Annotated in this window: 22 protein-coding genes and 1 tRNA gene; 11 read left to right on the top strand and 12 right to left on the bottom strand. The window is 58.1% G+C overall.

Annotated elements, in window-relative coordinates; translation table 11 throughout:
• Window positions 1-151 precede the first annotated feature (151 nt).
• Complete coding sequence (gene modA / locus QQL24_RS05830) at window positions 152-922, bottom strand: molybdate ABC transporter substrate-binding protein (RefSeq protein WP_284310963.1); 771 nt, start codon at window positions 920-922, stop codon at window positions 152-154.
• A 213-nt stretch (window positions 923-1,135) separates the two neighbouring features.
• Complete coding sequence (locus tag QQL24_RS05825; RefSeq protein ID WP_284310962.1) at window positions 1,136-1,456, bottom strand: hypothetical protein; 321 nt, start codon at window positions 1,454-1,456, stop codon at window positions 1,136-1,138.
• A 141-nt stretch (window positions 1,457-1,597) separates the two neighbouring features.
• Between QQL24_RS05825 and QQL24_RS05820 the strand changes: the two genes are divergently transcribed.
• Together QQL24_RS05820 and QQL24_RS05815 are read left to right on the top strand one after the other, a co-directional pair.
• Window positions 1,598-1,687, top strand: a tRNA-Ser gene (locus QQL24_RS05820).
• 219 nt (window positions 1,688-1,906) lie between these two features.
• A complete protein-coding gene (locus QQL24_RS05815) occupies window positions 1,907-2,176 on the top strand; it encodes a hypothetical protein (RefSeq protein WP_284310961.1) in 270 nt (89 codons plus the stop codon).
• A 288-nt stretch (window positions 2,177-2,464) separates the two neighbouring features.
• Here QQL24_RS05815 and QQL24_RS05810 read toward each other — a convergent pair whose 3' ends face one another.
• Window positions 2,465-5,146 carry a hypothetical protein gene (locus QQL24_RS05810; RefSeq protein ID WP_284310960.1) on the bottom strand — a complete coding sequence of 894 codons (2,682 nt, stop codon included), beginning with the start codon at window positions 5,144-5,146 and terminating at the stop codon, window positions 2,465-2,467.
• Window positions 5,147-5,459: 313 nt separating this feature from the next.
• Between QQL24_RS05810 and QQL24_RS05805 the strand changes: the two genes are divergently transcribed.
• Together QQL24_RS05805 and QQL24_RS05800 are read left to right on the top strand one after the other, a co-directional pair.
• Window positions 5,460-7,049: a hypothetical protein gene (locus QQL24_RS05805; RefSeq protein WP_284310959.1), complete on the top strand. Its 1,590-nt coding sequence runs from the start codon at window positions 5,460-5,462 to the stop codon at window positions 7,047-7,049.
• Between the two features lies 1 nt (window position 7,050).
• The gene (locus QQL24_RS05800; RefSeq protein ID WP_284310958.1) at window positions 7,051-7,407 is read left to right on the top strand and encodes a hypothetical protein; all 357 of its coding nucleotides are present in this window, start codon (window positions 7,051-7,053) and stop codon (window positions 7,405-7,407) included.
• 325 nt (window positions 7,408-7,732) lie between these two features.
• Here QQL24_RS05800 and QQL24_RS05795 read toward each other — a convergent pair whose 3' ends face one another.
• The 5 genes from QQL24_RS05795 to QQL24_RS05775 form a co-directional block, all read right to left on the bottom strand.
• Window positions 7,733-8,221, bottom strand: coding sequence for a hypothetical protein (locus QQL24_RS05795; RefSeq protein ID WP_284310957.1), 489 nt, complete (start codon window positions 8,219-8,221; stop codon window positions 7,733-7,735).
• 208 nt (window positions 8,222-8,429) lie between these two features.
• A complete protein-coding gene (locus QQL24_RS05790; RefSeq protein ID WP_284310956.1) occupies window positions 8,430-8,750 on the bottom strand; it encodes a hypothetical protein in 321 nt (106 codons plus the stop codon).
• Complete coding sequence (locus QQL24_RS05785; protein WP_284310955.1) at window positions 8,741-8,965, bottom strand: hypothetical protein; 225 nt, start codon at window positions 8,963-8,965, stop codon at window positions 8,741-8,743. Before QQL24_RS05785 ends, QQL24_RS05790 begins: the two co-directional genes overlap by 10 nt.
• Window positions 8,958-9,299: a hypothetical protein gene (locus QQL24_RS05780; protein WP_284310954.1), complete on the bottom strand. Its 342-nt coding sequence runs from the start codon at window positions 9,297-9,299 to the stop codon at window positions 8,958-8,960. Before QQL24_RS05780 ends, QQL24_RS05785 begins: the two co-directional genes overlap by 8 nt.
• Window positions 9,296-9,715 carry a hypothetical protein gene (locus QQL24_RS05775; RefSeq protein ID WP_284310953.1) on the bottom strand — a complete coding sequence of 140 codons (420 nt, stop codon included), beginning with the start codon at window positions 9,713-9,715 and terminating at the stop codon, window positions 9,296-9,298. Before QQL24_RS05775 ends, QQL24_RS05780 begins: the two co-directional genes overlap by 4 nt.
• A 126-nt stretch (window positions 9,716-9,841) precedes the next feature.
• On the opposite strand from QQL24_RS05775, the gene QQL24_RS05770 reads away from it, so the two are divergent.
• Window positions 9,842-10,072 (top strand): helix-turn-helix domain-containing protein, encoded by a 231-nt coding sequence (locus tag QQL24_RS05770; RefSeq protein WP_348536436.1) that lies wholly within the window; start codon window positions 9,842-9,844, stop codon window positions 10,070-10,072.
• The gene (locus QQL24_RS05765; protein ID WP_284310952.1) at window positions 10,069-10,458 is read left to right on the top strand and encodes a hypothetical protein; all 390 of its coding nucleotides are present in this window, start codon (window positions 10,069-10,071) and stop codon (window positions 10,456-10,458) included. Before QQL24_RS05770 ends, QQL24_RS05765 begins: the two co-directional genes overlap by 4 nt.
• An 8-nt stretch (window positions 10,459-10,466) precedes the next feature.
• On the opposite strand, the gene QQL24_RS05760 is transcribed toward QQL24_RS05765, so the two are convergent.
• Window positions 10,467-11,222, bottom strand: coding sequence for a DUF3800 domain-containing protein (locus QQL24_RS05760; protein ID WP_284310951.1), 756 nt, complete (start codon window positions 11,220-11,222; stop codon window positions 10,467-10,469).
• Between the two features lie 481 nt (window positions 11,223-11,703).
• On the bottom strand, window positions 11,704-11,994 hold the full coding sequence (locus QQL24_RS36545) for an ATP dependent DNA ligase (protein WP_431310643.1): 291 nt from the start codon (window positions 11,992-11,994) through the stop codon (window positions 11,704-11,706).
• 106 nt (window positions 11,995-12,100) lie between these two features.
• Here QQL24_RS36545 and QQL24_RS05755 point away from each other — a divergent pair, with 106 nt between their 5' ends.
• Window positions 12,101-13,042, top strand: coding sequence for a hypothetical protein (locus tag QQL24_RS05755; protein WP_284310950.1), 942 nt, complete (start codon window positions 12,101-12,103; stop codon window positions 13,040-13,042).
• A 117-nt stretch (window positions 13,043-13,159) separates the two neighbouring features.
• Here QQL24_RS05755 and QQL24_RS05750 read toward each other — a convergent pair whose 3' ends face one another.
• The gene (locus QQL24_RS05750; RefSeq protein WP_348536435.1) at window positions 13,160-13,810 is read right to left on the bottom strand and encodes an SOS response-associated peptidase; all 651 of its coding nucleotides are present in this window, start codon (window positions 13,808-13,810) and stop codon (window positions 13,160-13,162) included.
• Between the two features lie 150 nt (window positions 13,811-13,960).
• Here QQL24_RS05750 and QQL24_RS05745 point away from each other — a divergent pair, with 150 nt between their 5' ends.
• From QQL24_RS05745 to QQL24_RS05730, 4 genes are read left to right on the top strand one after another with little or no spacing between them, the layout of a single operon-like run.
• On the top strand, window positions 13,961-14,392 hold the full coding sequence (locus QQL24_RS05745) for a hypothetical protein (RefSeq protein ID WP_284310948.1): 432 nt from the start codon (window positions 13,961-13,963) through the stop codon (window positions 14,390-14,392).
• A complete protein-coding gene (locus QQL24_RS05740; RefSeq protein ID WP_284310947.1) occupies window positions 14,389-14,649 on the top strand; it encodes a hypothetical protein in 261 nt (86 codons plus the stop codon). Before QQL24_RS05745 ends, QQL24_RS05740 begins: the two co-directional genes overlap by 4 nt.
• Complete coding sequence (locus QQL24_RS05735) at window positions 14,633-14,953, top strand: hypothetical protein (protein ID WP_284310946.1); 321 nt, start codon at window positions 14,633-14,635, stop codon at window positions 14,951-14,953. The genes QQL24_RS05740 and QQL24_RS05735 overlap by 17 nt, the downstream gene beginning before the upstream one ends.
• Window positions 14,954-14,956: 3 nt before the next feature.
• Complete coding sequence (locus QQL24_RS05730; RefSeq protein ID WP_284310945.1) at window positions 14,957-15,286, top strand: hypothetical protein; 330 nt, start codon at window positions 14,957-14,959, stop codon at window positions 15,284-15,286.
• 67 nt (window positions 15,287-15,353) lie between these two features.
• On the opposite strand, the gene QQL24_RS05725 is transcribed toward QQL24_RS05730, so the two are convergent.
• Window positions 15,354-15,914 (bottom strand): sulfite exporter TauE/SafE family protein, encoded by a 561-nt coding sequence (locus QQL24_RS05725; protein WP_284310944.1) that lies wholly within the window; start codon window positions 15,912-15,914, stop codon window positions 15,354-15,356.
• Between the last annotated feature and the right edge of the window lie 136 nt (window positions 15,915-16,050).

The raw sequence follows: 16,050 nt of genomic DNA, 5'->3' as shown, positions 1-16,050 counted from the left end.
CTCTCCGGATAGAGCACCGGAGACACGGCCAGTACCTGGGACCGCAGGCGTCTCGCCTGCCCCTTGGAACCACCATCCTGGCAAAAAGACCCGCCCCAAAACAAAAATGGCGGCCAGAGGCCGCCACGCCTGCAAGCCTCGAAAGCGCTGTTTACTTCAGCAACGTGAAACCGGCCTTGGCGAACGCCGCCTGGCCGTCCGGCGTCTTCAGGAAGGCCTGGAACGCCGCCGCGTCGGCATTGGTGGAGGAAGCGGTCAGGCCGAAGGGGTAGATGATCGGAGCGTGCGAATCCTCAGGGAAGGTCGCCACCACCTTCACCTTGGGCTCGGCCGCCGCGTCGGTGGCATAGACGATGCCGAACTTGGCCTCGCCACGGGCCACCAAGGCGAGCGCCGCGCGCACATTGTCGGACTGGGCGAATTTCGGCTGCACGGAAGCAAGGATGCCGAGCTTGGTGAGGGACTCGAGGGCATATTTGCCGGCCGGCACCGTCTTCACCTCGCCCACCGCCAGCTTGCTGTCGCCGATGGCGCCGGCAAGGTCGGCATTCGGGCCGAGCGTGATGGTGGCGGTCGAGTCCGCCGGGGCGACCAGCACCAGCGCATTGCCGAGCAGGTTGGAGACGCTGTCGGGCTTGATCAGCTTCTTGTCGAGGCCGTACTTCATCCAGTCGAGATCGGCCGAGGCGAAGATGTCGGCGGGCGCGCCCTGCTCGATCTGCTTCATCAGGGCCGAGGAGGCGGCGTAGGAGATCTTGACGTTCTTGCCGGAGGTCTTGGTCCAGGCCTTGGCGGCATCGTCGAGCGAGCCCTTGAGGCTGGCGGCAGCAAAGACGGTGACGTCCTGCGTCTGGGCAAGTGCCGGCGAGAGGACAAGGCCGAGGGTAAGGGCAAGGAACGCCCGGCGGGCAAAGCGCAGCATGATAGGATCCCCAGTGAGCCGCTATGGCTATGTTTCAAGGGATATAGCGAGGCGCGCCGGACAGCAAGCCCGGGACCGCCGGCTTTCCAGCCGACCTCTAGCAGCGCTGACATGAGGGGAAGCGCGCCAAACATGGAGTGGCGGTCTCCGGCCGCCATCTTGGAACCGTTGCGCTTGTCGGGTAGGAAGATGGCGGTCAGAGACCGCCACTCCTCACAGATGCGACACATAGCCGATCCGGCTCGCGGGCTTCCGCCCGAGCCAGAGGAACAGCACCGCCAGCACCGCCATGAGGCAGGCGAAAGGCAGTTCCAGCACCGGCATGGCGATGTGCTCCAGCACGAAGGCCGACAGATAGGCTTCCACCCAGGCCTGCGCCCGCGCCAGGCTCGCCACATTGAGCCAGGTCCAGAAGCCGCGGATCGACAGATAGAGGATCTGGTTGTCGGCGATCGAGCGGGTGCCGTCGACCATGACGGCAACGAAGGTTCCAGCGGCCAGGAACAGGCCGAGGGCACGGGCCAGGAAACGCATGGCGGTCTCTCTCGCGGGACGATGCCGGAGCTTAGGCGATCCCGTCGGCGCAGGGGAGGGCCATATCCCGGGAATCCACGCGAAAAACCTGCAAACTAAGGTTTACAAACCGCCCCGACATCGCCATAAGCACCGCTCGACGGAAGGGTGGCCGAGTGGTTGAAGGCGCACGCCTGGAAAGTGTGTATACGGGAAACCGTATCGCGGGTTCGAATCCCGCCCCTTCCGCCATGAAATTCGTCTAAGTATTTGAGATATAGGACGAATTTGGCAACAGATTTTTGGCTGCCCTAACAAATACCCCAACAGTTGCGACGATTTGCCACGAATGCCAGCGAAGGCTGGTGAACGGTGAATGGCGTCTGCGCGTTGACAGTGCGATATTTGGCCTTCCGGTGCCGGACGGTTGCGCCACGGATTCGGTCTTGCTGCAGAAGGGAGTGGGCGCCGATGAACGACGAGGAAAAGGCCTGGGTGAAGGAGCAGATCGCGGCAGCAGCCCAGGTCGATCAGGTCACGACGATGCTGATCGCCGAGATCCTGCACCTGAAGGAGATCATTCCTCTCCAGGAATTCTGCGACCGCCTGAGGCTTCAAATCGACGCGATGAACCTTGATCGCTCTCAGTTGATCTATCGTCGTTTGGAACGGCTACTCTTCGGGCTTGAGGAACTGAACGAGGAACGCTCGCGGCAATCTCCTCCCAAATTTCCCCAATGAGCTTCCTATAAGGCTCAACGCAGATATTGTCGTCCATCGCTTCCTCACGTCGTTCGTGGTATGTCTTCGCTCATGCAACAGAAGCGCCCTGACTGGTTCCCGGAAGGCCTTTGGGTCCTAATGATGATCGGCCTTACCTTGTTGGTCCTCTGGCCGCTTAAGGTGTGGATCATCGAGCCAGGTGCCTTGGTATTTACAAGCCATCTTGGCGACTGGTCGTTGCCCGTTCTGTTTCTCGCCATCGCTGCGATCTGCGCCTTCGCCGCATACCGTAATTGGCGCCGCGGGCTACTGCCCTACCAGCGGCGCCGGCAGGAAACGCTGCGCCGGCGCATAGAGCACTGAATTCCGCCCTTCGGCCGCCTGCTGCATCAGTATTGCTCGCGTGACTGCCTTGGCGCCTTCGCTCGCATTCGAGGGAGCGCTGCTCATGCGCTCGCGTGCCAAGAGTGCGTTCAATCTGGCGGGCTGACTGGACGAAGAAAGAGCCTCGGCAATAGCTGCTCGTGCAGCAGCTTGTTCGCCCTCACTGGCTGCCAGTCTCGACGAGGCAATCCTACCACCGGCCCACTTAAAGGCTGGCCCCGCTACCGCCCCCACTGCAGCGCCCAGCTCTGGATGGCCGAACATCGATCCGATCTGCTCGCCGACCTCTTTGCCTCCCATGATTGAGAGCGGAAGGCTGCCGGCGCCTTCACCACCCGTCGCTCGAGCCTCCTTGCTGAAGCCCGGAATGGTTTCGTCCGCTGCCGATCTGAACGCCGTAGCCGAATTGCCCAGCACCGCATTGTTGGTGTTACGCATGGTGGCCTGAGCGTCGAGCTCGCCCAGCATGCTATTGACTGGCCCGTCACCGAACACCTGCCGCAGTTTGCCGACCGCATAGCCATTGTCGTTCGCCAGCTTCGTACGCAATCCAGCCGGATCACTCCGAGCCTGCCCCATGACGTCGGTTACGGCCTTGCGAGCGCCAAGCTGATAGGCCTGCTTCTCGGGGGCGGACATGGAGGCAAGACGGCTTTCCAGCAGATCCGGATCAAAAACCTGTCCATCCTGCCGCGTGGTGAGAATGTTACGGCCATTTTCGAAAGCATTCTCCACAGACTTGTCCGAGGCATATTGCTGGCGGGCAGCAGCATACTCGGGGTTCACCGCATCCATCTGCCCGAGCAAGTCGTTTCGAACACCCCACAGCGCTCGCGCCTGTGCATTGTTGCCGCTCCTGAAGGCGCTGGCAGCCATGTCGTCGATGACGTCCTGCGCCCGATGCAACGTCTGGATGTTGGCCGCCTGTGAGCCGTTGCCGGCGATGTAGGAGCGCGCCTGGCGAAGGGCTGCGGTGATCGGATCATCCTTCACGCCGCTGCCAACCATGCCGGTAACACCCGGTGCAATCTGCTGGTCGATCTTGGCAAGAATCGGCGTAACATCCACTGCATTCGGATTGGCGAAGGCTTGGCCGTAGAGCTGCTTTCCGTTCGCTGCTGTTTGGGCCTTCAGGTTCTCCATCTGCGTGACAGCATTGACGTCCTGGCCGAAATTCTGATCGACGGCAGCCCCAAGACGCTGATCAAGCGCCAGAAGCCGATCGTTCAGATTTTGAGAAATGCCGGGACGAACTGCGATATCGTTGTTGGCGAGACGATTGGTCTGCCCAAGCAACCCTTCGCCTGTATCGGCCAGCGTAGAGCCCGGGCCAAGTGTGCTCAGTGTCTGCTGGACCTGCGGAACGCTGCCGCCCTGCATGTTGATGCCGGCCAAGATGGGATCGGCGGCTGCCCTCGGCAACGCAGTCCCATAGCGAGTATCGTAGAATGCGTTCGCGACCTTGCGCGCGCCGGCGCTGGCGAGGTTGCCGAGCAGTTCGGCAACCGGAGGCACGGCAATTCCAAGGCCGGCGCCTACATACGCTGGCATCTTGGCGGCCTGAAAACGATCAGGAATAGATCCATCTGCTGAGTTGAAAGCATCTGCCCCACTTAACAGCGCACCCGCGGCCGCATTGGTCCCGAGATTCGCGACCAGGCCACCCCCCAAGGCCCTTGCTCCCAACGCCGCCCCACCGGCACCAACCATTCCAGGCGCAAGCGCAGCCGAATTGTAGAGGAAACCAGAGCCTGGCCGCTGCATGGCCTGTTGCGTCAGAGCATGCTGAGCGGCCAGGTTTTCTTCAAAGGTCGAGGGCTTCCTGCCGGCGACAAGATCGGCAGTGGTCAGTGGATCCTGAAACAGGGTTTGTGCCCCGGCTACGGCGTTGTCAAAACCACCGAGCGTGGCGCCATTCGCAGCAACACGCCCGGCGTCTTCCAGCGCTCCTGTCGTGCCGGCGTTGAGCTGCGACTGAGGCACCATGCGATAGCCGACAACGCCAGCTTTGCCGGCTACAATCGGGACGCGGACCATACCGGACTGGCCGCCGTTCTGCCCCGTCTGTTCGTCGGCAAATGGATCGCCCTGCACCGGCACCAGGCGTGGTGCTCTGGCTGGTGGCGTGTCGAACTGATCGAACGGGTTGGGCTTCGCAGCCTGCTGCTGAGGGGTGTCGAACTGATCGAAGGGATTGCTCTTCTGGTCTGCTGGCGGAGCCTTTTCCCACCATTTACTGCCCTGGTCCGGCTGCCCCGCAGCTGATGCAAGGGGCGCAGCCTCCCACCATTTCCCCCCGCCCTGCTGGCCGGGGGCCTGCATGGCGTTAAGTTCTTTGATGACATCGGGGTCCGTCACAGGCACCAGCCGCGAGCCTTTGCCCTGGCCGCTGCCCTTGGCGTTGCTGTCGCCGGGGAGCGGAATGTCGGCAACCGGAACGCCCACCTGATCCCAGGTCATGGTCGACACTGGATCGCCCACCGCTGCCCACGGGTCGCTCGCCAGCACGTTCGTCGGCATGCCAGGGGGCATTGCGCCAGGCGCAGGAACGGGCGGCGTCCTCATCGGCTGGTTCATCAGTGCGGCGGGAAGATAGCCTGACATTCCAATGTCCCCTTGCTCGATCGAAGGCGACAAAGGCAGGCATCCAACGCGGCGCACAGCAGATATCGCTGGCTCTGATTTTATGTTAAATTAGTTCATTACACAACAAATTCGACACTTTGGCAGTTAGTGTCGGAATGATTTACCGTTAAACGCTTGTGAATGATAATGAATGCTAGTGTATTATAGCGATTACAGGTTGCGTAGCTTTCAGAACACGAGGCCTTTAGGCTCATAATATTGCACGACGCACTGCCATCCTGTACTAATACTGCAAACAGGAGTTATGCCAGTGCCTCGGAACGGGAGTGGGGTGTATCTGCAGCCAGCGGGCACCGCGGGTGTCGACGGGCAAATTATATTCGCGACCCCGTACAACAACCTGATCGCCGACATCGGGAACGAGATCACCAATTCGTTGCCGACGAACGGTTCCAGGGGGATGTCGGCGAACCTGCCGATGAACAGCAACAAAATCATTCTGTTGGCCGATCCTACCGTTCCCACCGATGCCGCGACGAAGAATTATGTCGACGCCAACGGCTCGAACTTCATCGGCGGCACGACAACCGGCACGGCGAACGCGCAGATCCTGGCTGCGATCACGCCTTCATCGTTCACCATGGCCGCTGGCAATCGGCTGGTTTTCACGCCAGGATTTACGCCAACTGGCGCTACGACGCTGACGGTTACGGCTCCCGCCATCGGCCCGGTCAGCATCCTCAAATACAGCCCTGCTGGCCCTGTTGCGCTGAGCGGTGGCGAAATGGTTACCGGTCAGCCCGTCGAGGTCGTCAGCAACGGATCCAACCTGATCCTGATCACCAACTCGGAGCGCGTTGGCAAGCCCACCTCGATCAGCGCCAACACCACTTACACCGCCTCGGATATCGGCCGATTCATCGAGCTGACGGGCTCCACGGCGTTTACGACAACGCTGCCGGCTCCGCCCGCAACTGGCGGCGAATGGACGGTCTACAACGCCAGCACCGTCACCCAAATGCTCAGCATTCCTTCCGGCACTTTTAGCGGCCCTGGTGGATCCGGCTCTACCACCTTGACGGTTCTCCCCTCCGAATTCCTCTGGATGCAGGGAGACGGCACGAACTGGGTTGTCGCCGTTCGCTACTTCAACAGCGCGGGCATCTGGGCGCCTGGCACGCTGTATGGCATGAACCTGTCGTTTGCGAGCGTCACGACTTACGGCGTTGCCGCGGGATCCACGGTGAATGAGGATGGCAGCGCCGGCCGCAATATGACGCTGGGCTCTGCCTTCACGAAATCACTGTCCTCGTGGGCGGTTGGAACGGGCAACGGCTCGCTCGATACGGGCTCGATTGCCGCGAGCACCTGGTACCACGTCCACATCATCCGCAAGGATGCGGACGCCTCCATCGATGTGCTGCTGTCGCTCAGCGCCACATCACCCGCCATGCCTGGCGGTTACACGGCTCGGCGTCGCATTGGCTCGATCCTTACCAACGGCTCATCCCAGATCACCAAGTTCTTTCAGCTTGGCGATGAGTTCCTGTGGGACGTTCCGCCGATCGATGTCAACGCCACCAATCCCGGCACGTCAGCCATTACACGCACGTTGAGCGTCCCCACTGGCGTAATCGTCCAGGCCAAGGTCGTTCTGGCATTCTTCTACGGGTCGACCGGCAGCACGATGCTGATTGGGTCCCTTGATGTGACTGATCCCACCATGCAGGCCTGGAACGGCTCGCTGACCGGCTACGCCGATATCGGGGTTGGCTATGCCTCGACAACAGCTTGGGCGCTCGGCGCCAAGTTTGTGAAAACCAACACGAGCGCTCAGGTGAGAAGCAAGGTCGTGGCTTCGTCGGCCACCACTGTGGTGGGCGTGCTCACTGTTGGCTGGCTTGACACAAGAGGGAAGTGACATGCCGTTTGTCGAGCGCAATGGCGCAGGAGCTATCGTCGGCGTCTATACCTGGGCGCAAGACGGGTATGCGGAGGAATTCCTGCCCGACGATGATCCTGCAGTGGTGGCCTATATTCAAAGCTCCCAACCTAAGCTCACCGTCATCCTGAAGGCCGACATCTGGCGCCGAGCCACTGACGATGAAGCGGTCACCATCGACACTCAGCTCAAGGCCGCCCCAATCCGGCTGCAGCGCATGTGGGCTGACAGCCAGACGCTTACCACCACCGATCCGCTCTATCCGATGATTGAGCAGGGCTTTGTCGCGGCCTTTGGGAACGACCGGGCTGCAGAGCTGCTCCAGCCTACCGCTTAGCCTCCACAACCGAACAGCCTGCGCTTGCCCGCACCAAGGTTGCTTCTGAACGCCCACGGTTGCTTATTTGCCGCTTGCCTTTCAAAGGACGATGTCCTTGGCCTCAAGCACGCGAAGGCCTCGAGGTGTGGGGGCCGCGGGCTCTTTGTCAAGATCGATCGTCTCGACGACAAAACCGTCCTTCGTCAGCACGATCCGCACATGAACGCCCGCGCTTTTAGCGGCCCCAAAGATCCGATTGATCTCGGCTTGGGTGAAGCGAGCTCGCCGAGGCATTTCATGGCCTTTCGCTGGTGATACGGGCAAGATACTAGGCAGCGTTTGGTCAAAGAACCTTCAGGACCTGCTCGTCAGTCATATTACAGAACGCGCGCTTGGTCGCTGTTGATAGCGTCAGAACGACCACAGCTCCAATCCCTACCGCAAGGGGAGCGCTTGTGCCTATTAGGCCGGTCAAATAGCCCGCGACCCCAGCCGCGACCTCTTTAGCACTCACTGCCCCACGACTGGGTAGTTTTGATTTGCTCTTACAAATTATATTTCGCAATTCCTTCAAGAAATTCCTAATGAAAGCCGTAAGAAACCGTGCACTTCCTCCCCAATTTTGTAAGTATCCGGCAGGGATGTGCTTATGATCGAATTTTGGCTGTTTTGTTTTTAGTGCCTTAATAAGTTCATCGCGCGCACTATCGGTCAGTTCGATCCAATCAGTATCGAGATACCTCTCGTCTTGTTGGCGTTGCACGTGTCGCTCATAAATAGCGCCAGAAGCAAAGCCAATACTTCGCAACTCCCTGTCGAAGTCGTCTTGCATTTGCGTTGCCTTTGTTCGACCATCGACATCTTATTTGAAATACCAATTTGACTCAACAAAACTTCGTGCGCCGCCCCGGTGACGGATATACAGGGTCTACTCCAGCTTGGCGGAGGGGCGCACGCGGTCATGCGGCAACTCTAGCCTAACTTGAAATATGCATAAGATGACGCCGCCACCTTCGGGTGACGGCTTACTGATCGAGACCCTATTGCGCGCCGCTGGGCTTACTGATCTTCTCCTCATTCAGAAGCGCTCGAACCTGCTTGATCCAATCCGGCGTACGCCTCCTCCAGTCGCTCGCCGCCCACATCTCGGTGAGGTCGGGGGTGCCGGTCGAGTCGCCTATGTAGATTTGGATGCCGTCCTCGCCGTCGACCGTGACAGTCTCGTTGACAGCCCCATGCATCGCGAGAAATGCGGCGGCGTCGAATGGCGTGGCGCGAGCAGCACGAGCGAGCGCGCGTTGCGTGTCGGCGTAGGTGGTGTCCGCAGATCCTGCAGCGTTGTGATGGCTGGTCATGCCCATAGTCTTTCTGGCCGGTGGTCGGGTTCGCAGTCCTGGTCGCAGTCGTCGCAAGGCCGCTCATCGACTGCCTCGTCCATGTCAACATCCTCGCAATGGGTGTCCTCTTCCAGATCGGGATCCGGATCGAGCGCATCGAGAAGAGAGATCAACATCTCGATCGCATCTTCCACCTGGCGACGGGAGCTCCAAGCGGGAGCTGAAAGGGCATCAGACATCGCCGCGCCCTCCGTTCATGATCGACGCAGCCTGCACCCTCAGGAATTCTTCCAGGGCGGCGAGCAGAGGCTTCCACACCTCCTGGCCCCAGTCCTCGTTGTCGTGCTGGAGGAACCGCACCAGAGCGTGAGCGCCGGCAAAGGTCGCTATCCTCCCTGGCTCTTCAAGCTGGCGCTGAGCGGCGCCGTAGAGACGCTCGCACAGGGCGTTCTCCTCCTCGTTTGAGATGCCGGTCAGGTCGGCGTTCCCATAGGCGTCGAGGCCAGCGAAATAAGCGTCTGCAGCAGCGACGAGTGGATCAGTGCCGCAAGTGTGGTTCGGAAATGCGCTCATGCCGTCTCTCCCTTGAAATAGACCAGGGCAGCATTGACGAGGGGGCCGATGACCTCGATTTCGTCATTCTCCACCATGTCTTCCGAGCAGAACTGGAGCGCCGCAAGCGCGCCGGCCCGCGTTTGAATGGGCGACATCCAGGCGCGCAGTTCTTCGAGCGGCGGCCTGTAGGTGGCATCAGCCAGGGCGGTGAACTCGGGATCGCCCAAAGCGCTAGCGTGGTCTTCGAAGAACCGCAGGCCCGCCCTATAGCGCTCGATGAGTGCGATGATGGGCTCGGGCTGCGTCGGCGTTTCGGCTTTTGCCGAGCGCGGCAAACACGCAGTGACGAGCAGGGCCGCGGCGCCGGCAAGAGCCGTGCGGCGGGAAGCTTCAGGCAAGCCGATAGCGGCTGCCGAAATGATGTGTTTCGACATGGTGGATATCCCTAAGGAGATTAGCGATTTTCGCTACCCATAGCGATAAAGGATTATCTCTTATAGTTCAAGCGATTTTCGCTAGCCCTATCGAAATCCAGCAGAAATCATGGTACAAGCCTAGGTATGATGACTCCCGCTCAATGCCGCGCCGCAAGGGCGCTTCTCGATTGGTCCCAGCAGCAGCTTTCCGAAGCCGCCAACGTTGGGAACGCCACTATCCGCAACTTTGAAAGTGGCAAGTCCTCGCCGCAAAATGCGACTCTGGTCGTCCTTATGAATGCCTTCGAAAATGCCGGCGTAATCTTCGTCGCAGAGAATGGCGAGGGGCCTGGCGTGAGGCTTAGGAAGGCATGAACCCCGATGCCTTAGCCAGCGATTTGATGTTGGCCTTGGAGCGTGGGCAAGTAGAAAAGCTGAGGCCGGTAAATGTGGCCGAGCTTGGACAATTCAAATCTCAACCTGCAGATTGCCATAACAATGTAAAACGTTGGGTATCGGAACATCCTGAGCATCGCCCCGCTGAAGGCTGGCTTGTCAGGCTCGATGGCCACTTCATTAAACACTCAGTTGTTCAATTCGAAGATGGAACCCTCGTGGATATTACGCTGCACGATCTAGGCGAAATGAAATATGATGAGATCCTCGCCGATTTCATATTCCACAATCAAATCAGTACGTGTCCTTTCAGCGCCATGCCCGCGGAGATTCGGCCGCCAATTCCGCCTGATATGACGCCCTGAGCCTAACGCTATTTTTTTCCGTTCAGGAGATCTGCGCCTGCTTTCGCCTCCTCCGAGATTTCAATGCTGGTCATCGCGATAAATTCGGGAGGGATCGGGGAGTGCCAGTACATCTGCTCAAAATCCTTTAAGACGTCGGATCCGCCTCGAAGCTGATGGCGTCGCATCCTGCCAGCGGTATGGGCAACTAAGTCGGCCACCTCTAAGCCAGGTTCCATTTGGCTCTTCTCCATGAAGCAGCCTTCGAGCTCGATAGGCTGACCCCGGACATTCCTAAAGGCCGCCTGAGATAAGTTGAAGTCTCTCTTTACAAGAGAGTCGCCGCGTTCAGACCTTTCGAACACGAGCGCAAGGACGTCGACATCGTAACGCGCCAACTCCTTTTGCAAATAGCTCAGGGTCATCAGCGATATTGCAGCGTGGGCGTCGAGCCCAAGCGGCAATTGTGTTCTTGAATCGCACATGGCCGCGAAACGCCAGAACCTCAAGCTAAGAAAGCTATTAATGCCTGATATCTGATAGTTCGTAGGGCGTGTCTGTTCAAACTCAGTCGCATGGAAAGGTCTGTTCGTTCCTCCAAGGCGCTCGCGCTTGAGACGACGCCAAGGCTTCGCGATAATGTTCTTATAATCTGGGAACAGGACGCCACAGCCACCACGCCCGAAGGTCGGATTTTTCGGGTCGCTCAGATCCTCGTTGCCCGTTTCGTCTATGAAAACGATCATCGAGCGCGGAGGAAGACGCAGTACGTTTTCGTCACCCATACGACGCCTATCGTTCGCTCGACTCTGAGCGCTACTATACCGAACTTTTCGACATGACGGCGTTAGATCTACATCAACTAATAATACAAACGGTGAGTATGCGCGACACAACGACCACATTTTCAATCGTTGAGACCAATCAATGAAATACGTATCCGCAGCAGATATTTCGGCAGAGTACGGCTTCACGCCGCGCCATTGGGTGCGCCAAGCCTCGAGCGGTAGAATACCCGGTGCCAGGCAGCCATCAGGCCGCAATGGTACATGGGTTTTCGATCTTGCCGCATTTCGCCGTTGGTGGGATTCTCAGGTCATAGAGGTGAGAGAATGGCCAATGTCTACCGGAGGGGCAAAACGTGGTGGGGTCGTGCCCAGAAGGACGGGCAAGAGCTTCGACGCTCCCTCGAGACACGATCTGAGAGCGTCGCTCGCAGAAGTCCTTGGAAAGATGCAGAAGAGCTGACAGTGAAACTCGGCAGCCTCATGCGGGCGAGATAACGGCCGCGAACAACGTTGCTGCGACCCGGCGGGGGAGTTGCCTCGTCCGCCTTCTCTCGCAGCCCTTTAACAAGGCATGCCCCAGCTTCTGATCGTCCATCCAGCTATGGAACTCGATCTCCATTATGAGCTTTGGCTCGATCCACAGCACGTCCGGATCATGATGCGCCGCCGGCGGCTTGTTGACGACGAGGGGCCGCGGCTGCTTCTTGAGGTCGGCGGCCGTCCGACATGTGAAGCCCGCTCTATACGATGGTGCATCGGCGAGGAGCACACGAATTTGTAGTAAGGAACCGCGAAGCAACGCACTTCACGCACAAGTTCAAGTTTAGGTGGTATCCTAAGACGCATGGTGAACCGACCTTGTTTGGGGGACCGCCATGGGCGCCGCTATTGCTACAATCGGCTTTTTTAGCTGCCTTGGCGCATTCATTGACTTCATGCTGGGAAAAGCTGGTCAAACCGCTGTCAAAAAGCGATTGGAGGACTGGTGGCTGCGCATGAGCTATGTGCGATGGGGCAACTTTGGACGAGAAGAAGCGCTCTTCGCCGCCGTCACTATCACTCGCACTTTCGGTCTCACCTTCTCGTTTCGCCGAATCGTTATCTCGCTGGCGCTGGTATGTATCGGATGCATTATAGTTTTAAGTGAGGGAGGTGCAAGTCTCTACATCTTGAGTCTCATTTTGGTAGCTGTTCTATTGATCGTAAGCTTCAATATATCATTAAGCATTACGATATTTATTGCAAGAATGGCAGGCAGCAAATTATTATCCGAAAATATATATATTAATTTTTGTTATTTTGTTGCCGCCATTGTCCTGCAATATGGGATTATGGTGTGGGGATTATTATTGGGGCTTATGGCTATTATTTCATTGATAGTATTAATGTGCGGTTACATCCCTTATTTCCTGGGCCTTCATTCTCCAGACACTACGATAAACCAATTGAACGACGTATGGCGGGAAGCGATAGTCAAAATCATCGCAATATTACCACCATCGCTCAATCCCTTAGACCCGCTATTTCGCACACTGCAGCAAGGGCCGGTACCAGATTTACCGTCACTTTTATACGGATTATTCATATTTCTAATTAATTTTTTGGTCAACGCGTTGCGGTTCGCTCTCGCTTTGTTGTTTTTACTTTCATTTATATTTCGCCCACTTAAATCTCCGATTATGACGTTATTTGCCCGCGTCATCGAAAGCGATAAGCCGATCTTCACGCTCGTCTGCGGCGGTGTGGCGGCTATCTTCCAAGTCGGGCAGCAACTATTCGGCGCGCTCATGTCTACGGGAGCGCCACCGCACGTTTAGGCGACAGCCCAAACCGTCCAGCCGCCCTATTCAATCGGCCCGATCGTCGCCAGGCATTTGGCTCAGATGCATACGAGCCCCTCGGCTGCGGCCATGTCACATCGCCCGCGCGGCGCTCTATGCCTGCCGCGAAGCCAGTACCACCAACGCATCATCCGGTAACGGCCGCTGCAGCGCCTTTGCTTCGCTCCAGGGCGCTCGCATCCAGACGTCAAACTCTTGCTTCTCGCGGAGGATCACCGGCATCGCCTTGGCATGATGCGGCTTCACGACGGCGTTCGCGTCGGTCGTAAGAAAGCCGAAGATGTCGATCGTGACCGGCCCTTCTTTGACCTTCCGCACACTGGTCCAGTTCGTCCAGATGCCGGCGAAGAAGGCGAGGGGCTGGCTGTCGTCGAGCGCGAACCATTTGAGGGCCTTGCGGCCCTTCTCGTTGGTCTCGCTGTCTGAATATTCGGAGAAGGACGTCATCGGCACCAGGCACCGGTTTTCAGGGCCGGTCCAGCGGCGCCAGTGCGGCGACGACACGTTGCGGATATTGGTCACGCCTGGATCGGTCTTCTTGCCTTCCAGGAATTTAGGCGGCGTCGGCATGCCCCAGCGCGCTGTCACCAGTTCCCGTACGCCATCAGCGCCGGTCCGCACGATTGGAGACGGATAATCGGGGTAGATATCAACCGCATCAGGCCAGTTGATCGTATCGCGGATCACGTCGCCGAGGAGGCGGATCTCCGCCTGCGTCATTCGCTGTCCGAAGAGATTACACATTGCCGGGCCTCCGATTGCTGGCAGCATGCTTCGTGCCAGCGTCCTTCGCAAGGCCCGGCTGTCATGAGAACAAAAAAGGAACAAAAGACTCGACTCTCTGCTGAGCCAGAGTTAGCCTCCGCTCAAATCACGGCTGCTATGGAGGCGAACATGGCCCAAGCCCACGAATTCACCGAAGAAGAACTGGACCGTCTGGACCGGCTCGACATCAACCGGACCCCCAAAGATATCCTTCGAGACCTCATGTGGAGCGCCGGCGGCGACCCGATGGTTGCACTTCAGCGCCTGATTGAACGTGCTATCGAAGTCGAGGACGAACGCGATATCGCGCGCTTGCAATTGGCCGAATATCAGGAAAAGGCCGGGCTGGCACCTATGGTCGAAGACCGGGAACGCTTGCAAGCGCATATTCTGAAGCGAATGCAGCTGCGGAATGAGCAGGAGGAAGATGAGGACCTCGGCTTCTCCAAAGAGGAACTCGATTACATCGACGCGGTGGGTTGGGAGGAAGCGGTAGAATCGCGCGGGCGCGATTGGCGCGATCCATCACGATGCCCTCAAGGTCCCGTCGATTCTAAATGACCCAGCCGGCCCAAGAGCCGGCGCCCGCTGATCTCGAGAACATGACGGATGAGGCAATCGCCGCTTGTGACGGCGACGCGCGGGCGGCTGTGCGCGTGCTGCTCCTGGCGATGCATCACCAGCAAATCGAGATCAACGACTTGGCCGCCGAGATAGCCAGGCTCGCCATTGACGTCTCACGCGGCTACTCGCGGGGGCGCCGGGAGCGATACCTCATGCGAACGAAGGTCGCGTCACCAGATGGTGCTGGAAAGTGAAGAGCCCCCGCAGACTGTCCAGCAGGCCATGGCCGACGGCTGGGAGGCGCTGGTCGTTGAGTGTCCGCCTTGTCCTCGGGCAAAATGCCCCCATTTCGGACGGCTGACCTTCCGCGACATGGACGAGTGGTATCGACGCTCCCGCTTGGCGGACATCTTTGCCCGGGCCAAGTGCAGTCAATGCGGGCAGCGCCCCCGGACAGCAAAACTCGCGAAATCGGCGAACTTTCAGGGCCTGGAGAGCTGGCATGAAAAGCCGGTGTTGATCGTCGATGGCTACGTGGTGCGCCCAGGGAGGTGGTGAGCGATGGTCTATCGAAAGGGCGAGTTTCATCTCTCGACGCTGGACAGGTTCTATCCTTTCCATGTGGCAATTTTGATTCACCGCGAGAGCCCGCGCGAGCGCTTCGCGTTCTATGGCGAATTGGATGCCTTCTATCGGTCCATGAACGAGGCGCCGCGGTTTAATTGCATAGGCCGCGGCCAAACTGAGCACATCATCTATGGCTTCAAGACGGAAGAGGCGGCGCAAGCCTTCCAGGATCGCTTCGGGGGCTTCAGGATCGAGCCGACGGATAAGGCGCGACGGCAGGTGGAGGAGCGGTTGCGCGCCGAACGCGCTGCCCCCTCAGAGTAGTCTCCCAGTTCAAATTTAACCTGTCGACCGGATTAAACACTATACATTGCCTATATCCAAGATAAATTCAGGTTCTCTTACCCTGCTGCATGTTCTTAAGTATACAATCGAAAGAACTTATATCTTGTAAACAAGGATCGGCCAAATTGGTTATGGCAGGGGCGCGCCAAGAGCCTGGAGAGAACGGCTGCGCAATCTTATCACCATCAGGATTTTCGTTGGTGTTATTATCTTTTATTGAACTGTTGATGTTATTTTCCTCTCCCCGTCGAGGTTCTGCACTTCCAGTAACCAAATAGGTTGCGTATTCTGCAGTAATATTTGCTTGGTTAGTCCATCTTTTTACTTGTTTTATTTGGTCTTTGTACCGAGGTCCCAGATAGCCATTTGCACGAATATATACACCGCCAGTAACGGAAAATGCGCACAGAAGCGCGAAGGCAGCCAGTTGCCAATGGTCCAATTTAATTTTGCTAGATAAGTGGTCACTGATCCCCAGGGCAACGCCAACTACGCCCATCAGGGCTCCCAGGAATGGCGCTACAACAGGCGAAATTGAAAAGCCAATCAGACCGCCAGATAGAAGACCGAATGCGGCGCCTGACGCAATTTTGTCGATGTTCGCCATTGCCAATCCGGTTGCCTTGCGGCCAAGTTCGTTATCATCGCATTCCTACTATCTGTTGCAATAGCCGTTGTGACTTTGTCGTGAATTCCCCGGACGTTCGGACTGAGCGACACGCCACGTCACCACTTCAACGGCC

The organism is Labrys miyagiensis (assembly GCF_030160835.1).
In the GTDB taxonomy this organism is placed as follows: Bacteria; Pseudomonadota; Alphaproteobacteria; order Rhizobiales; family Labraceae; genus Labrys; species Labrys miyagiensis.
This window is presented reverse-complemented; position numbering and strand designations above follow the sequence as displayed.

Excerpts from the sequence above, each read along its gene's own strand:
- modA (WP_284310963.1), bottom strand. The coding sequence starts at position 922 with ATGCTGCGCTTTGCCCGCCGGGCGTTCCTTGCCCTTACCCTCGGCCTT.
- QQL24_RS05825 (WP_284310962.1), bottom strand. The coding sequence starts at position 1,456 with ATGCGTTTCCTGGCCCGTGCCCTCGGCCTGTTCCTGGCCGCTGGAACC.
- QQL24_RS05815 (WP_284310961.1), top strand. The coding sequence starts at position 1,907 with ATGAACGACGAGGAAAAGGCCTGGGTGAAGGAGCAGATCGCGGCAGCA.
- QQL24_RS05810 (WP_284310960.1), bottom strand. The coding sequence starts at position 5,146 with ATGTCAGGCTATCTTCCCGCCGCACTGATGAACCAGCCGATGAGGACG.
- QQL24_RS05800 (WP_284310958.1), top strand. The coding sequence starts at position 7,051 with ATGCCGTTTGTCGAGCGCAATGGCGCAGGAGCTATCGTCGGCGTCTAT.
- QQL24_RS05795 (WP_284310957.1), bottom strand. The coding sequence starts at position 8,221 with ATGCAAGACGACTTCGACAGGGAGTTGCGAAGTATTGGCTTTGCTTCT.
- QQL24_RS05790 (WP_284310956.1), bottom strand. The coding sequence starts at position 8,750 with ATGGGCATGACCAGCCATCACAACGCTGCAGGATCTGCGGACACCACC.
- QQL24_RS05785 (WP_284310955.1), bottom strand. The coding sequence starts at position 8,965 with ATGTCTGATGCCCTTTCAGCTCCCGCTTGGAGCTCCCGTCGCCAGGTG.
- QQL24_RS05780 (WP_284310954.1), bottom strand. The coding sequence starts at position 9,299 with ATGAGCGCATTTCCGAACCACACTTGCGGCACTGATCCACTCGTCGCT.
- QQL24_RS05775 (WP_284310953.1), bottom strand. The coding sequence starts at position 9,715 with ATGTCGAAACACATCATTTCGGCAGCCGCTATCGGCTTGCCTGAAGCT.
- QQL24_RS05770 (WP_348536436.1), top strand. The coding sequence starts at position 9,842 with ATGATGACTCCCGCTCAATGCCGCGCCGCAAGGGCGCTTCTCGATTGG.
- QQL24_RS05765 (WP_284310952.1), top strand. The coding sequence starts at position 10,069 with ATGAACCCCGATGCCTTAGCCAGCGATTTGATGTTGGCCTTGGAGCGT.
- QQL24_RS05760 (WP_284310951.1), bottom strand. The coding sequence starts at position 11,222 with ATGGGTGACGAAAACGTACTGCGTCTTCCTCCGCGCTCGATGATCGTT.
- QQL24_RS05755 (WP_284310950.1), top strand. The coding sequence starts at position 12,101 with ATGGGCGCCGCTATTGCTACAATCGGCTTTTTTAGCTGCCTTGGCGCA.
- QQL24_RS05750 (WP_348536435.1), bottom strand. The coding sequence starts at position 13,810 with ATGTGTAATCTCTTCGGACAGCGAATGACGCAGGCGGAGATCCGCCTC.
- QQL24_RS05745 (WP_284310948.1), top strand. The coding sequence starts at position 13,961 with ATGGCCCAAGCCCACGAATTCACCGAAGAAGAACTGGACCGTCTGGAC.
- QQL24_RS05740 (WP_284310947.1), top strand. The coding sequence starts at position 14,389 with ATGACCCAGCCGGCCCAAGAGCCGGCGCCCGCTGATCTCGAGAACATG.
- QQL24_RS05735 (WP_284310946.1), top strand. The coding sequence starts at position 14,633 with ATGGTGCTGGAAAGTGAAGAGCCCCCGCAGACTGTCCAGCAGGCCATG.
- QQL24_RS05730 (WP_284310945.1), top strand. The coding sequence starts at position 14,957 with ATGGTCTATCGAAAGGGCGAGTTTCATCTCTCGACGCTGGACAGGTTC.
- QQL24_RS05725 (WP_284310944.1), bottom strand. The coding sequence starts at position 15,914 with ATGGCGAACATCGACAAAATTGCGTCAGGCGCCGCATTCGGTCTTCTA.